Origin of the sequence: Microbacterium sp. H1-D42 (genome assembly GCF_022637555.1) — a bacterium.
Classification (GTDB): Bacteria; Actinomycetota; Actinomycetes; order Actinomycetales; family Microbacteriaceae; genus Microbacterium.
Map to the genome: position 1 here is coordinate 2627545 of NZ_CP093342.1, position 15343 is coordinate 2642887.

The 15343-nt window shown below is 68.7% G+C and carries 14 protein-coding genes and 1 riboswitch; of the genes, 10 read left to right on the forward strand and 4 right to left on the reverse strand.

The genetic code is table 11. From position 1 onward, the window contains the following. Together MNR00_RS12580 and MNR00_RS12585 are read left to right on the forward strand one after the other, a co-directional pair. The gene (locus MNR00_RS12580; protein ID WP_241928847.1) at nucleotides 1-783 is read left to right on the forward strand and encodes a fumarylacetoacetate hydrolase family protein; all 783 of its coding nucleotides are present in this window, start codon (nucleotides 1-3) and stop codon (nucleotides 781-783) included. Beyond that, nucleotides 768-1571: an HpcH/HpaI aldolase/citrate lyase family protein gene (locus MNR00_RS12585; RefSeq protein WP_241926260.1), complete on the forward strand. Its 804-nt coding sequence runs from the start codon at nucleotides 768-770 to the stop codon at nucleotides 1569-1571. Before MNR00_RS12580 ends, MNR00_RS12585 begins: the two co-directional genes overlap by 16 nt. 26 nt (nucleotides 1572-1597) lie before the next feature. Here the strand turns inward: MNR00_RS12585 and MNR00_RS12590 are convergent, their stop codons facing one another. Continuing rightward, complete coding sequence (locus MNR00_RS12590; RefSeq protein ID WP_241926261.1) at nucleotides 1598-3007, reverse strand: NAD(P)-binding protein; 1410 nt, start codon at nucleotides 3005-3007, stop codon at nucleotides 1598-1600. 155 nt (nucleotides 3008-3162) lie between these two features. Between MNR00_RS12590 and MNR00_RS12595 the strand changes: the two genes are divergently transcribed. The 4 genes from MNR00_RS12595 to MNR00_RS12610 all read left to right on the forward strand — a co-directional run bounded on the left by MNR00_RS12595 (nucleotide 3163) and on the right by MNR00_RS12610 (nucleotide 6964). Further along, nucleotides 3163-4392 (forward strand): MFS transporter, encoded by a 1230-nt coding sequence (locus tag MNR00_RS12595; protein ID WP_241926262.1) that lies wholly within the window; start codon nucleotides 3163-3165, stop codon nucleotides 4390-4392. A 100-nt stretch (nucleotides 4393-4492) separates the two neighbouring features. Beyond that, complete coding sequence (locus MNR00_RS12600) at nucleotides 4493-5347, forward strand: transporter substrate-binding domain-containing protein (protein ID WP_241926263.1); 855 nt, start codon at nucleotides 4493-4495, stop codon at nucleotides 5345-5347. Between the two features lie 40 nt (nucleotides 5348-5387). Beyond that, on the forward strand, nucleotides 5388-6233 hold the full coding sequence (locus MNR00_RS12605) for an amino acid ABC transporter permease (protein ID WP_241926264.1): 846 nt from the start codon (nucleotides 5388-5390) through the stop codon (nucleotides 6231-6233). Next, nucleotides 6230-6964, forward strand: a complete 735-nt coding sequence (locus MNR00_RS12610) for an amino acid ABC transporter ATP-binding protein (protein WP_241926265.1) — start codon at nucleotides 6230-6232, stop codon at nucleotides 6962-6964. Before MNR00_RS12605 ends, MNR00_RS12610 begins: the two co-directional genes overlap by 4 nt. Before the next feature lie 55 nt (nucleotides 6965-7019). Here the strand turns inward: MNR00_RS12610 and MNR00_RS12615 are convergent, their stop codons facing one another. Beyond that, nucleotides 7020-8384, reverse strand: coding sequence for a TIGR00366 family protein (locus MNR00_RS12615; RefSeq protein WP_241926266.1), 1365 nt, complete (start codon nucleotides 8382-8384; stop codon nucleotides 7020-7022). 91 nt (nucleotides 8385-8475) lie between these two features. Here MNR00_RS12615 and MNR00_RS12620 point away from each other — a divergent pair, with 91 nt between their 5' ends. Further along, nucleotides 8476-9195, forward strand: coding sequence for a DUF6882 domain-containing protein (locus MNR00_RS12620; protein ID WP_241926267.1), 720 nt, complete (start codon nucleotides 8476-8478; stop codon nucleotides 9193-9195). Nucleotides 9196-9244: 49 nt separating this feature from the next. After that, complete coding sequence (locus MNR00_RS12625; protein ID WP_241926268.1) at nucleotides 9245-9823, forward strand: hypothetical protein; 579 nt, start codon at nucleotides 9245-9247, stop codon at nucleotides 9821-9823. A gap of 88 nt (nucleotides 9824-9911) precedes the next feature. Here MNR00_RS12625 and MNR00_RS12630 read toward each other — a convergent pair whose 3' ends face one another. Then, entirely contained in the window at nucleotides 9912-10793 is an 882-nt protein-coding gene (locus MNR00_RS12630) for a bifunctional methylenetetrahydrofolate dehydrogenase/methenyltetrahydrofolate cyclohydrolase (RefSeq protein ID WP_241926269.1), read from the reverse strand. Then, on the reverse strand, nucleotides 10790-12064 hold the full coding sequence (glyA, locus tag MNR00_RS12635) for a serine hydroxymethyltransferase (protein ID WP_241926270.1): 1275 nt from the start codon (nucleotides 12062-12064) through the stop codon (nucleotides 10790-10792). Before glyA ends, MNR00_RS12630 begins: the two co-directional genes overlap by 4 nt. Before the next feature lie 36 nt (nucleotides 12065-12100). Beyond that, nucleotides 12101-12183, reverse strand: a riboswitch (ZMP/ZTP riboswitch). A 61-nt stretch (nucleotides 12184-12244) separates the two neighbouring features. Here glyA and MNR00_RS12640 point away from each other — a divergent pair. After that, nucleotides 12245-13771 (forward strand): family 20 glycosylhydrolase, encoded by a 1527-nt coding sequence (locus MNR00_RS12640; protein WP_241926271.1) that lies wholly within the window; start codon nucleotides 12245-12247, stop codon nucleotides 13769-13771. Then, on the forward strand, nucleotides 13768-14958 hold the full coding sequence (locus MNR00_RS12645) for an amidohydrolase family protein (RefSeq protein ID WP_241926272.1): 1191 nt from the start codon (nucleotides 13768-13770) through the stop codon (nucleotides 14956-14958). The genes MNR00_RS12640 and MNR00_RS12645 overlap by 4 nt, the downstream gene beginning before the upstream one ends. The last annotated feature ends 385 nt before the right edge of the window (nucleotides 14959-15343 follow it).

A 15343-nucleotide genomic window follows, 5' to 3' on the forward strand; every position in this document is an offset into this window, starting at 1 on the left:
CTGCCCGCTGCGACCATCGCCGACCTCGCGGCCGAGCTGGCAGAGGCTGAGCGCACGCGCGGCGTGATGCCGCGCATCACTGCTCGGCATCCGGACGCCACGATCGAGGACTCCTACGCGATCCAGGGTGTCTGGCGTGACGCCCAGATCGCCGCGGGGCGCAGGCTCGTCGGTCGCAAGATCGGACTGACCTCGAAGGCCATGCAGCAGGCCACAGGCATCAGCGAGCCGGACTACGGCGTGATGTTCGACGACACCGTCTACGCCTCAGGGTTGGAGATCCCCTTCGATCACTTCTCGAACGTGCGCATCGAGGTCGAGCTGGCGTTCATGCTGAAGGCCCCGCTCGAGGGGCCGGACTGCACACTCGACGACGCTCTGAACGCGATCGACTACGCCGTGCCGGCGCTCGAGGTGCTCAACTCGCACATCGAGCTCGAGGGCCGCACGATCGTCGACACGATCAGCGACAACGCCGCATACGGTGCGATGGTGCTCGGCGACGTGCACCTGCGTCCAGACGAGATCGACCTGCGCTGGGTGCCTGGTGTGCTCTCGCGCAACGGTCAGATCGAGGAGACCGGGGTCGCCGCTGGCGTGCTCGGGCATCCCGCGACCGGCGTCGCGTGGCTGGCGAACAAGTTCCACCAGCACGGCGCACGGCTGGAGGCGGGTGAGCTGATCCTGGCAGGATCGTTCACACGGCCGATGTGGGTCGAGCGCGGCGATGAAGTGCTGTGCGACTACCGCGAGATGGGAACCATTTCATGCCGCTTCGTCTAGAGTCCACGTTCCGCGACAGGCTCGCGGACGCCGACCGCCCACTGATCGGCATGTGGCTGAGCACCGGCTCTCTCCTGAACGCCGAGATCTGCGCCGGTTCCGGGCTGGACTGGCTGCTGATCGACATGGAGCACGGCCCGAACACTCTCACCACTGTGCAGCAGCAGCTGCAGGTGATCGCCGCGTACCCGGTGACCGCCGTCGTGCGCGTGCCGGTGAACGACGCCGTGGTCATCAAGCAGGTGCTGGATGCCGGTGCGCAGAACCTGCTCGTGCCGATGGTCGCCTCGGCCGACGAGGCGCGGGCGGCGGTCGCCGCCGTGCGCTATCCGCCGGAGGGCGTCCGCGGCGTCGGCTCGGCGCTGGCCCGCAGCGGCCGCTGGGGTCGGGTCGCCGGGTACGTGCCGAGTGCGTCCGAGACGATCTCGCTGCTCGTGCAGATCGAGTCGTCGGATGCCGTGGATGCCGCCGCCGAGATCATCGCGGTCGACGGCGTCGACGGCGTGCTGGTGGGTCCTGCGGACCTGGCTGCGTCCATGGGCGTGCCTGGTCAGCAATGGCATCCCGATGTGCTGGCGGCCGCTCACCGGGTGTTCGATCTCGTGCACGACGCCGGCAAGAAGGTCGGTGTGAACGCCTTCGACCCGAAGATGGCGGACGAGTACATGGCCGCCGGTGCCGACTTCGTCTCGGTCAGCGCCGACGTGACGCTGCTGGCACGGGGTTCCGAGGCTCTCGCCGCGCGCTTCATCCCGGCATCCGACGGCAGCGCGGCCGACGCGTACTGACCCCCACTGACGCTCGGTGCGCCGCACTACGCCGCGGCCGCGCCCAACTCAATCAGGCGCGCCATGCCGGCCGGGGCGTGCGCCGCAACCCGCGCAAGGGCGGCGTCGAGATCGGCCGAGTGGGCGGCATTCGGATCGATACGTGCCGGGTTGATCGCGACGGTGGACGCCCATTCGGCGATGTCGGGCACGGCGCCGAACACGGCCGCGTTGCGGCCGCCGACCGCGATCATGCGCACCCACGCGGCGAGCGTGTCGGGGTACGGCGACGGGCGGCAGAGCTCGTTCTTGGACTCATCGTCTTCGCCGCTGCTGCCGGCCCCGCGGGTCGCCTCGACGTAGCCGGTGATCGCCGCGCCGAAGCAGGGGAACCCGGCGCGCACCGGCTGCAGGGTGATCTCTCCTGGTGACCAGATCGGCACGAGCGGGCGCGACAGCAGCCCCTCGGCGGCGCAGTGGATGACGAGGGCGTCGTCACCGACGGCGAGCGATCCGTCATCGAATTCGACCCGTCGTCGTTCGACGCGGCGAATGTGCCCTCGGCGCACGATGTGCTCGATCGTGCGCAGCAGGTCGAGCTCCCATTCGGCGAGGGTCGGCGCCCGCGCCATCGTCGGCGTCACCTTCGGGTCGATGCGCAGCATGACACCTGCGTCCTCGAGCGCGAAGAAGAGTTCGTCGACGGAATGGGAGTGCTCGGCTGCCGTCACGATGTCGGCGAGCATGCCGAGGAACACCTCCGGCACTGGTTGCACGACGGCGCGGTTCGTCATCCAGGGATCGCGCGGACGCACCCAGGTGATCGCATCGGGCGCGACACCGTGCGTCAGCAGCCAGACACACGCATCGGTCGCGGTCTTGCCGGAGCCGGCGATGACGTACTCGCCAGCCGGTTCGGCGAGGTGGACTAGTTCACCCACCGGCAGCACCCGTGCGCCCTCGGCGACTTCGAAGGGCGGCGGCACCTCGGCCGGGATGCGCGGGGCGAGGTAGTGGGCGTCGACCACGACGCAACCATCCGGCACCGAGTACTCTGCCCCCGACACCCGTGAGGCGAAGCGACGATCGCCGCGCCCGAGGCCCGGGTACTCGCAGCCCGAGAAGAACTCGACGCGATCAGTGTCGCGCAGCCGATCGAGCACGCGCTCGAAGTAGCTGCAGATCTCGGACTTGGTCGCGCGCTCCTGCAGGCCCACCTCAGAGCCGCGATGCTGCGTCCGACCGCCTCCGAGCAGCGTCGAGCCGACTCCGTACAGCGCCGAGGCCTGATGCAGCCGCACGAACGGGTATGCCTCGAGCCAGTGCCCGCCGACGCCGTGTCGGCGGTCGACGAGTGCGACGCGTGCGCCTGGCGCATGGTCGATCAGCGCGTCGGTGAAGGCCATGCCCATCGCTCCTGCCCCGACGACCAGGTAGTCGAACTCGAGCTTCGTCATGATCAGCCCACCCTGCTGTCCGATGCGGTCGAAACGGTGCGCGACCCGCCACCATTGATCTCAGGATCCTCCCCTCGAAAGCTCACTGCAATGACCCGTGCGAGGAGGACAGCGCACGCGTGCTTAGATGGTCGGGTGCTGAATCGCGGACACCTGTGAACCGTGGCTTCGCCGCACTCGGCGACCGCAACTTCCGCTGGTTCTTCCTGGCGCGCGCCATCACCATGATCACCGGCTCGATGTCGTCGATCGCGCTGGCGTTCGCAGTGCTGCAGATCGACAACGACCCGGTCAGCCTGTCACTCGTGCTGACCGCCTTCACCCTCGCGAACATCGTCTTCGTGCTGTTCGGCGGCGTCGTCGCCGACCGGCTCCCACGCGCGCTGGTGATCCAGGTCTGCTATGTGCTCGACATCCTCTCGATCGGCACGATCGCGTACCTGCTGTTCAGTCAGACCGCCACGATCCCGATCGTCGTCGGGCTCGCCGCCGTCAACGGGGCATCCACCGCATTCGTCCTTCCGGCGATGCAGGGCATCATCCCGCAGCTGACCAAGCCCGAGACGCTGCAGCAGGCCAACGCGATGCTGTCGTTCATCCGCTCGGCGGTCACGATCGGCGGACCGGTGATCGCGGGCATCCTCGTCACGACTGTGGGACCCGCCTGGGCGATGGTGGTGCAGATCTTCGGCTGGCTTGCGGCCATCCCGATCCTCGCCATGGTGAAGCTGCCGCCCCCGACCGGCGACGGCCGGTTCTCGCTGTTCGCCGACCTGCGCATCGGCTGGACCGAGTTCTGGAGCCGCTCCTGGCTCGTCGCCGTCGTCCTGGCATTCATGGTCATGAACGCCATCCACGTCGGCGCGTGGGGCGTGGTCGGCCCGTACATCGCGAAGAACGACGAGCGGCTGGGCATCGCCGGCTGGGGCTGGGTCGTCAGCGCCGAGGGCGTCGGCGTGCTGCTGATGACCCTCGTGCTGATGTGGGTCCCGCTCAAGCGCCCGCTGCGGATGGGCATGATCGGCATCAGCCTGTTCGCGATCCCCTTGACGATGCTCGGGGTGCATCCGGTCGTGGTGCTCGTCGCGATCGCGGCGTTCCTCGCCGGCGCCGGCGCCGAGATCTTCAGCACGGGCTGGAGCGTCGCGATGATGGAGAACATCCCCACCGACAAGCTCAGCCGCGTCTCCAGCTACGACATGCTGGGCAGCTTCGTCGTCATGCCGATCGGCACGCTGGTGTACGGCTGGCTCATCACGCATGCCGACCCCGCCGTCGTTCTGACGACCTCCGGCATCATCTACGCCACCATCGCCATCGGCACCGCCTTCGTGCCGAGCGTGTGGAAGATGGGCCGCGTCGAGGCGGCGACCGTCCGCACGTAACAATCGGACCGCTAATCGGCCCAGCGGGGCGCGGAGCGCGGATGATGGAGGTGGTCGGCGACGCTCGTCAACGACCGCACCCGACATCTCTGGAGACCCCATGCCCCGCGTCGCCCTGCGTTCGCTCGCCCTCACCGCCGCCGCTGCGGCGCTGCTCGCGCTGACCGCGTGCGCCGGGTCTCCGGCCGCGCCGTCGGGATCGGACGAGCCCGCCCCGGCAGACGCCGGCTACGTCACCCCGGGAAAGCTCACCATCGCCACCGGCGAGATCGCCTACTTCCCGTACGTCATCGACGACGACCCGGCCTCCGGCGAGGGGTTCGAGGCATCCGTCGCCTATGCCGTGGCCGAGAAGCTCGGCTTCGCGAAGGACGACGTCGAGTGGGTGCGCACCAGCTTCGATGCTGCCATCGCCCCTGGCCCGAAGAACTTCGACTTCAACATCCAGCAGTACACCATCACCGATGAGCGCCGGCAGGCCGTCGACTTCTCCTCACCGTACTACGAGGCCAGCCAGGCCGCGGTCGCCATCAAGGGCGGCACGGCGGATGCCGTGGACTCGCTCGCCGACCTCGGCGCCCTGCAGCTGGGCGCCATGGCGGGCTCGACGAGCGCGCTGACGATCGACGAGGCAGTGAAGCCCGAGAAGGATGCCCTGCTGTACGACTCGAACGAGGATGCTGTCGCCGCACTGAAGGCGAACCAGATCGACGCCATCGTGCTGGACCTGCCCACCGCGTACTACGCCACCGGCGTCTACATCGAGGACTCGTTCATCATCGGCGAGCTCCCCGTGGCCGGAGTGCCCGATGAGTGGGGTCTGCTGCTGCCGAAGGACTCGGCGCTGACGGCCGAAGTGAGCGCCGCGGTGGATGCGCTGCGCGCGGACGGCACCCTCGAGAAGATCACGGACCAGTGGCTCGGCTCTGGTCAGGGCGTCACGAAGCTGAAGTGAGCGCCGGCCGACCAGCATCCGATCCGCTACGGTCGATCGCGTGAGCACGCATCAGCCCAGCGCCCTCGAGCTGGATCGCCGCGCCTACCGGCGCGGACGCTCTCAGCGATCGATCCTGGTGGCGATCGCCTCCACGGTCGTCTTCGCGGCCGTGATCTGGCTGACCGTCGTGCGCACGCCGGGCTGGGCGTCCGTGCAGCAGGCGTTCTTCGACCCCGCCGTCGCGCTGCGCGCGCTGCCGAAGGTGTGGGACGGCTTCCTGCTCAACCTGCAGGTGCTTGGTCTGTCGGTGGTGACCGTCGCCGTCGTGGCGCTGCTGATCGCGACGCTGCGCACCCTGCGCGGTCCGATCTTCTTCCCGCTGCGAGTGCTCGCCGCCGCGTACACCGACATCTTCCGCGGTCTGCCGTTCATCATCGTGCTGTACCTGGTCGGGTTCGGCATCCCGACGGTGCTGAACCAGCGCCTGTCGCCCGTGCTGCTCGGCACCATCGCCGTCACTCTGACCTACTCGGCCTACGTCTCAGAAGTGATCCGCGCCGGCATCGAGGCGGTGCACCCATCGCAGCGCCTCGCGGCCAGGGGCCTGGGGCTGAGCCACATGCAGACCCTGCGCCGCATCATGCTCCCCCAGGCTCTGCGTAAAGTCACGCCCCCGTTGATGAACGACTTCGTCTCGATGCAGAAGGACGTCGGCCTGATCTCCATCCTCGGTGCGGTGGATGCCGTGCGCGCGGCGCAGCTGGTGCAGGCCCAGACCTACAACTTCACGCCGTACATCGTCGCCGGCATCCTCTTCATCCTGCTCGCGATCCCGACAATCCGTCTCACCGACTGGTACACCGCACGGCTGCGCGAACGCGAGCAGACGGGATCGATCGTATGACCGCACTGCTCGAGGGTCGCGACCTCTACAAGTCCTTCGGCGAGCGCGAGGTGCTGCGCGGGATCGACGTCTCGCTGCGGCAGCACGAGGTGGTCGCGCTGATCGGCGCGAGCGGATCGGGCAAATCGACCCTGCTGCGGTGTCTGGGCCTGCTGGAGCAGATCGATGACGGCCAGATCGTGCTGCACGGCGATGACATCTCCGACCCCCGCGCGGATGCGAACCGCGTGCGCGCCCGCTTCGGCACGGTGTTCCAGAGCTACAACCTCTTCCCTCATCTGACCGTGCTCGAGAACGTCACCCTCGCCTCCCGGGTCGTGCACCGCCGGCGGCGGCGCGACGCGGAGGAGCGCGGGATGGCCTTGCTGGAGCGCGTGGGTCTCGCCGATCTGGCACGCGAGCACCCCGACCGGCTGTCCGGAGGGCAGCAGCAGCGCACGGCGATCGTGCGCGCCATTGCGACCGATCCCGAGGTGCTGCTGCTCGATGAGATCACCTCGGCGCTCGATCCGGAGCTGGTCGGCGAGGTGCTCGAGCTCGTGCGTCAGCTCGCCGCCGATGGGGCGACGATCCTGATGGCCACCCACGAGCTGTCGTTCGCGCGCGACGTCGCCGACCGGATCGTCTTCCTCGACGGCGGGGTCGTCGTCGAGCAGGGGCCGCCGGCGCAGCTGCTGGTCTCCCCCGCCCAGCAGCGCACGCGCGAGTTCATCGCGCGCTTCACCGCCTGAGTGGATGCCAGTGGCCGGCCGGCCACTGGCATCCACTGCTCACATCGCGATCAGTTCACATGCTGACGAGGATCAGCACCGTGGCCAACACCACGCCCGAGCCGAGCAGCGTCACGAACGTGTAGCCGAGGATGTCGCGCATCTTCAGCCCGGCGATGGCCAGCACCGGCAGCGCCCAGAACGGCTGGATCATGTTGGTCCACTGGTCGCCGTAGGCGACGGCCATGATCGCGACCGACGGGTCGACGCCGAGCTGGTTCGCAGCGTCGAGCATGATCGGCCCCTGCACGGCGAACTGTCCGCCGCCCGACGGCACGAAGAAGTTCACGACACCGGCCGAGAGGAACGCCAGCACGCCGAACGTGACAGGCGTCGCGATCGAGACGAACGCATTCGAGAACAGTTCGATCAGGCCCGAACCGGCCATGATGCCGAGGATTCCGGCGTACAGCGGGAACTGCAGCAGGATCTCGCCGACGTTCGACGCCGCCTTCTTCGTGAGGTGGATGATCTCGAACGGGCTGCGCACCAGCAGCAGGATCAGCGCGAGGAACGACCAGTTCACGATGTCGAGGGTGAGCGTGCCGCCCTGCACGAAGTGCACGACCAGGTAGATCACCAGTGCGAGGCCGAGCACGAGCGTGAGGATGCGCGATGCATCGATGCGGTCGGCAGGGGTGACGACCTCGTCGTCGAAGTCATCCTCCCCCTCAGAGCCGACGCTGGCCGGCAGCTCGTAGATCGGGTCGTCCTTGCGGGGGCGGATCAGGAAGAACAGCAGTGCGCAGACCACGATCACGGCGAGTGCTGCGAGCATGTTCCAGCTTGAGAAGATCGTCTCTGAGACGGGGATGACCTCGCCGCCGAGCGCCGGTGCGAGGAACGAATCGGGCGTGGCAGCGGTCAGCGGACCCGAGCCCGAGTACCCCATGTGCCAGACGACGAAGCCCGAGTAGCCGGCGGCGACCAGCAGCGGGAAGTGCACCCTCATGCCGCGCTTGCGCGCCTGAACCGCGATCTCGCGAGCCAGCAGCGTGCCGACGATCAGCCCGAGGCCCCAGGTGATGAGGCTCGCGATGGCCGCGACGACGAATACGAAGACGTACGCGAATGCGGCGTTGCTCGGCACGCGCGCGAGCCAGGCCAGCAGCTTGCGCACTGGGCGAGTATTGGCGAGCATGTACCCCAGCAGCAGGATGAGACACATCTGGGTCATGAAGGCCAGTAGCCCTGCCAGCCCGTCGCCCCAACTCTTGACCACGTCCACCGGGCTGGTCTGCGTGAGTGTCATCGCCAGGACGGCGACGATCAGTGTCAGGACGATGGCGAAGGTCAGGGCGGAGGGTATCCACCGCTCGAGGAAGCGGTTGACGGGGCGCATCACGCTGCGCTTCTCGGGCTTTGTCTGCGTCGTGGGCATGACAGCAACTCCTTTGTTCCGGTGTATCGACCATAGCCATTTCACGGCAGAGGCTTTGGCATCGCACAGCCTGGGCACGCAGACTGGAGCCATGACCTTCGACACACTGCGCTCGCTCGCCGACCGCGCTGCCCTGTTCACGGCTCTCCGGCAGGATCAGCTGATCACCGCCGTCGACGACCTGGGCGAGCACCGGTGGAACGTCGACCTGTCGGCCGGTGTGTTCACCTTCGCCGCCGACGCCGACCCGTCGCGCACGCTGCAGGCCACGCCGCACCTGATCGCGTCGATCGCTCCTGGCCCGCGCTCGGTGATGTGGGCCTGGGCCCTTGCCGAGCCCTACGACACCGCGACTGCTGAGAAGCTGCGCGCCTACGGCGAGCAGCACGGCATCCCGGAGCTCACCGAGGGCGAACTGCCGTTTCCCGACGACACCGGCGACGACCCCGACACCTGGCTGATGAACCTCGCGCACGCGATCGGCGGCGCTGCCACCGAGATCACCGGCCTCTCGCCGTACTACCTCGCACAGGCGGGCGAGTCGCGCGCGGTGATGCTGCTGGACACGCCGCTCCCCCCGCTCACCGTCCACGTCGCCGTGACTGCGCTCCCCCGTGTGCTCGCTGGCCTCACCATGCGCGATCCTCGCGCCTCGGTGTGGGACCTCGCCCGGTTGGCCGGATGGCGACTCGAGTGGGCCGACGAGGCGTTCTCGGCGGCGGTGATGTCGGATGCCACTGGCACCGCGACCGTCAGGTTCGACGAGCAGGCGCGCATCGCCGGCATCGAGAGCACGCTCACCGGCGCCTGATCCCTGCGTCTCCCACCCGGAGGCGACGCTGATGTGCGACGCTGGACGCATGCGCAATGCGATCGTCCGCTTCGGTGCCCTGTACGTGTTCAATGCGGCGGTGCTGCTGCTCATCGGCCTGCTGCCGAGTGTGCGCGTCGGATGGCACGCCCTGTGGGCATCCGTCATCCTCACGGCGGCGGCGCTGCTGATCAAGCCTCTGCTGTCGAAGATGTTCAGCAAGGGCGCGGCGAAGTCGGCGGCGGAGCGCACCAAGACGGGCGAGAAGCTGGTGCAGTACGGCAGCATCTTCATCGTCGAACTGATCATCTGGGTGCTCACGGTGATCTTCAGCGGCGTGACCGTGAGGGGTTTCGTCTGGGGCTGGGTGCTGCCGCCGGTGCTGCTGATCATCGGCTGGATGATCTACGACCGCATCGATGACCGCCTGCACTCCAAGGCCGGCAGACTGTACGACGCCGCATCTGCGAAGATCGGCGGCTCACGGGCATCCGACAATGCGAACGCGACGGGCGCACCGGCGGCCGCGGACGCACCGCCGTCACCGGCCGAGACCGCCGGCCGCGCCGAGCTCGCCGGCGACGGCCTGACGCCAGAGCAGCGCCGCATGCTCGACGAACTCGGCTGACCTCGCCGAGACCCCCAGTAGTCGCCGAGACCCCTGGCTGCAGACGTCTGCAGCCAGGGGTCTCGGCGGTAATACGGCGTGTCGGCGATCAGGCTGCCGCGCGCTCTGCCGCCTCCACGACATTCGTCATGAGCAGTGCGACCGTCATCGGGCCGACGCCGCCGGGGTTCGGCGACAGCCAGCCGGCGACGTCTGCGACGTCGGGATGCACGTCGCCGTACACCTTCGGCTTGCCGGTCTCGGGGTCATCCTCGCGGGTGACGCCCACATCGAGCACGGCAGCTCCCGGCTTGACATCCGAGGCCGTGATGAGGTGCTTGACCCCGGCGCCGGCGACGATCACGTCGGCCATGCGCAGGTACGGCGACATGTCAGGCGTGCCGGTGTGCACCTGCGTCACCGTCGCGTTGATGTCGCGACGAGTGAGCAGCAGGCCCATCGGGCGTCCGATCGTCACTCCGCGACCGACGACGACCACGTGCTTGCCCTTCAGATCGTAGTCATTGCGCAGCAGCAGCTCGATCACGCCGCGGGGGGTGCACGGCAGCGGCGTGTGGATCGGGGCGTTGACGTTCAGCACCAGACGACCGAGGTTGGTCGGATGCAGGCCGTCGGCGTCCTTGGCCGGGTCGATCCGCTCGAGGATCGCGTCGGTGTCGAGGTGCTTCGGCAGCGGCAGCTGCACGATGTAGCCGTGACATGCCGGGTCGGCGTTGAGCTCATCGATCAGCGCCTCGACCTGCTGCTGCGTGGCATCCGCCGGCAGCTCGCGCTGGATCGAGTTCATCCCGACGGCCTCGGACTGCCGGTGCTTCATGCCGACGTAGAGCTGGGATGCCGGGTCAGCGCCCACCAGGACGGTGGCGATCCCCGGCACGATGCCGCGCTCGCGCAGCGCCGCAACCCGCTCGGTCAGCTCGGCACGGATCTCGGCCGCGGCCGCCTTGCCGTCAAGCAGCTTCGCCGTCACTGCTGCAGGCCGGGGTAGAGCGGGAACGCCAAGGCGAGGGCATCCACCCGCGCGCGCAGCGCATCCACGTCGGCACCAGGAAGCAGCGCCAGCGCGATCACGTCGGCGACCTCGGTGAACTCGGCGTCGCCGAAGCCACGCGTCGCGAGCGCCGGCGTGCCGATACGCAGGCCGGAGGTGACCATCGGCGGACGCGGGTCGTTCGGGACCGCGTTGCGGTTGACCGTGATGTGGATCTCGTGCAGCAGGTCTTCGGCCTGCTTGCCGTCGATCTCCGCCTCACGCAGGTCGACCAGCACCAGGTGCACGTCGGTGCCGCCAGAGCGCACAGCGATGCCGGCGTCCTTCACGTCCTGCTGCGACAGGCGCTCGGCGAGGATCGCCGCTCCGCGCAGCACGCGCTCCTGGCGCTCCTTGAACTCGGGCGTCGCCGCCAGCTTGAACGCGGTCGCCTTCGCAGCGATCACGTGCATGAGCGGGCCACCCTGCTGACCGGGGAACACCGCCGAGTTGATCTTCTTGGCGATGTCGGCGTCGTTCGTGAGGATGAAGCCCGAGCGCGGGCCGCCGATGGTCTTGTGCACGGTCGACGACACGACGTGCGCGTGCGGCACCGGGTTCGGGTGCAGCCCTGCTGCGACGAGACCGGCGAAGTGCGCCATGTCGACCCAGAGCAGCGCGCCGACCTCGTCGGCGATCGCACGGAACGCGGCGAAGTCGAGCGTGCGGGGGTAGGCCGACCAGCCGGCGATGATGACCTTCGGCTTGTGCTCGATGGCGAGGCGGCGCACCTCGTCCATGTCGATGGTCGAAGTCTGCTCGTTCACGCCGTAGGCGACGATGTTGTAGAGCCGGCCAGAGAAGTTGATCTTCATGCCGTGCGTCAGGTGGCCGCCCTGATCCAGCGAGAGGCCGAGCAGGGTGTCGCCGGGGCGGGCGATGGCGTGCAGCACAGCGGCGTTGGCGGATGCCCCCGAGTGCGGCTGCACGTTCGCGAACTCCGAGCCGAACAGGCTCTTGGCCCGCTCGATGGCCAGCGACTCTGCGACGTCGACCTCTTCGCATCCGCCGTAGTAGCGGCGGCCGGGGTAGCCCTCTGCGTACTTGTTGGTCAGCACGGAGCCCTGCGACTGCAGCACCGAGACCGGTACGAAGTTCTCAGAGGCGATCATCTCGAGGTACGTGCGCTGGCGATTCAGCTCGCGCTCGAGGACCTCGGCGATCTCAGGGTCGACCTCAGAGAGGGGGGCGTCGAAGTAACGGTCGGTCATGGGTGTCTCCTGCTCACACGGGAAAAGGGGTTGTACCTCATCGGCCCAGGCGCGCGGTCGAATCCTATGAGGCCGCTCCCCGGTGGTGACCCACCCAGACGCCAGTCGCGACGCAACCGAGTTTAGCGGATGTCTGCGCCTTCAGCCGATGTCGGTTTCACGACACGATAGGTTTTGTTCATGGTCCTTCCTGTTGCGCTCCCCCTCGTCCCGACGCCCCACTCGGCCATCGCCGGTGAAGGCCTCCTCACGCTCGACCCCAACGCCCGCGTGCACGGTCCGCCCGCCGCAGCATCCGTCCTCATCGAGGCGGTCGCCCGGCGCACGGGCATCCGCCTCGGCACCGCTGCCGGCGCCGCCGACATCACCCTGCGCGTCGACGCCGATGCCGCGGCATCCGAGGGGTACACCCTCGTCATCACCGACGGCATCGAGGTGGTCGGCGCCGACGACGCCGGCCTGTACTACGGCGTCCAGACGCTGCTGCAGCTGCTGCGCGAGGCCGACGCGGCTGTCGGCGGCGAAGTCGGCTGGGGCTGGCAGCGCGCCGAGATCGCGGATGCCCCGCGCTTCGCCTACCGCGGTGTCATGCTCGACGTGACCCGCCACTTCTTCCCTGTCGACGAGGTCAAGACCGTGATCGACCGCGCCGCCGCCCTGAAGTTCAACCATGTGCACCTGCACCTCACCGACGACCAGGGCTGGCGCCTGCAGATCGACGCCTGGCCGCTGCTGGCCGAGAAGGCGTCGACCTCGGCCGCGAACGGCGACACCGGTGGGTTCTACACGAAGGACGACTTCCGCGGGATCGTCGCGCACGCGGCATCCCGCCACGTCACGATCGTCCCCGAGATCGACCTGCCTGGCCACACGCACGCGATCGGCGTCGCCTACCCCGACCTGGTCGAGGCTCCGGTCATCAGTGACGCGCTGGCGGAGAGCCAGGCCCAGCTCGGCCAGGACCTGCCCATCGCGGGAGTGCCGTTCACCGGCTACGGCGTCGGCCACTCCAGCGTGCGCATCCGCGAGGAGCGCACGTACGACTTCGTGCGCGATGTGCTCGCCGAGCTCAGCGAGCTGACACCAGGTCCGTACCTGCACATCGGCGGCGACGAGTCGCTCGGCACGACACCGGAGGATTTCGCGTACTTCGTCGAGCGCGCCAGCGCCATGGTCACAGAACTCGGCAAAACGCCGATCGCCTGGCATGAAGCGGGGGCGGCCGAGCAGATCGCCGAGGGCACCGTCGGGCAGTTCTGGGGCAGCACCACTCCGAGCGAGACGCACGCCGCCGAGGCCGAGCACTTCGTCACCCGCGGCGGCACGCTGATCCTCTCCCCCTCGAACGCCGTCTACCTCGACATGAAGTACGACGCCGACTTCCCCCTGGGCCTGTCGTGGGCGGGACTGGTCGACGTCCGCCGCGCGTACGAGTGGGAACCGACCGAACTGCTGGGGGTGCCGGCCGAAGCGATCCTCGGCGTCGAGGCGCCGCTGTGGACCGAGACCGTGCGCCGGCTGACCGACGCCGATCAGCTCATGTACCCCCGCATCGCCGCCGCCGCTGAGCAGGCATGGACGGCCGTCGATGCCGCTGAGCGCAACTGGGATTCGTTCCGGGCGCGAGTGGGGGCGATGGCGCCGATGTGGCAGGCTGACGGCATCCGATTCCACCCCACCCCCGAGATCGACTGGAACGAGCGATGACACCGACAGCGACGACCCCAACCACCGACTTCCACGGATCGCGGGTCATCCACTCCGCGCGTCTCGTCGACGGCGACGGCTCGATCACCGAGAACGCCTGGGTGCGCTTCGAGGACGGTCTCGTCGTCGCTCGCGGCACCGGCGCCGACTGGGCGGACGCCGATGACGTCATCGACGCCGCCGCCGTCGCCGGATCGGATGCTGTTCTCACGCCTGGGTTCATCGACATCCACGGCCACGGCGGAGCCGGCGCCGCCTATGACGAGGGCACCGAGGCGATCCGCATCGGTCGCGACATGCACCGCGCGCACGGCACGACCCGCGCCGTGATCTCCCTGGTCACGGCCTCGGTCGACGACCTCGCCCGGCAGGTCGCGACGATCGCCGATCTCACCGAATCGGATGCTGAGATCCTCGGCAGCCACCTGGAGGGGCCGTTCCTCGATCCGGGCCACCAGGGGGCGCACGAACCGACACTGCTGCGGCACCCGAACACCGCCGATGTCGCCCGCCTGCTCGAGGCCGGCCGCGGCACCGTGCGTCAGGTCACCATCGCTCCCGAGCTGCCTGGCGGGATGGACGCGGTGCGCCAGGTCGTCGCCTCGGGTGCGGCGGCGGCAGTCGGGCACACGGATGCCGACGCGGATGTCGCCCGCGCGGCGTTCGAGGCCGGCGCCTCGATCCTCACGCACGCCTTCAACGCGATGAACGGCATCCACCACCGCGCCCCCGGCCCCGTGCTGGTCGCCGCAGCCGACCACCGGGTCGTACTGGAGGGCATCGCCGACAACATCCATCTCGACCCGCATGTCATCAAACTGCTGTTCGACGCCGCCCCCGGCCGTGTCGCACTGATCACCGATGCCATGGCCGCCGCCGGAAGCGCAGACGGACACTACGACCTGGGCGCCGTGAAGGTCACCGTGAAGGACGGCGTGGCGCGCACCGACGACACCGGCTCGATCGCAGGGTCCACGCTCACGCAGGACGTCGCGCTGCGACGGACTGTCGAGGCGGGTGTGCCGCTGGCCGAGGCCGTGCGCGCGCTGACCACGACTCCCGCCGGTGCGGTCGGCTATGGCGCCGCGCTCGGGCTGCTGCATCCGGGGCATGTCGCCGACGCGGTTCTACTGGGTGCCGACTTCACCGTGCACGGCGTGTGGGTGGGCACTGCGCCGACCCGCTGAGCGACCGGCTGTCGAAGGACGGGCTGTCCAGAGACGGATGAGGGCCGCTGCTCCCCAGAGACAGCGGCCCAAGTCCCCCTGAGCTGGCCGGGCCGAAGGCTCCTCCCCCGAGGTCTTCGGCCCGACCATGTTTCTCGATGCGATACCCCGTGCATCGGCCCGCAGCGCCGCCCCCCGGAGGCGCTTTGGGATGCTCTACGAGAAGAGACGACGCAAGACGCGTTCCATTACGCGGGTTTCCCACAATTTTTTCGGTGAACTTCCCCGGCGTCTTCCGGGAGTTCTCCACAGGGCTGGTTTCGACGGCCGATTCCGACCAGAATGGGACAGACGCGTGATGAAACGAGCTCTCACGCGTCTCTTCATGTGAGAGCGTTCCCGCGAC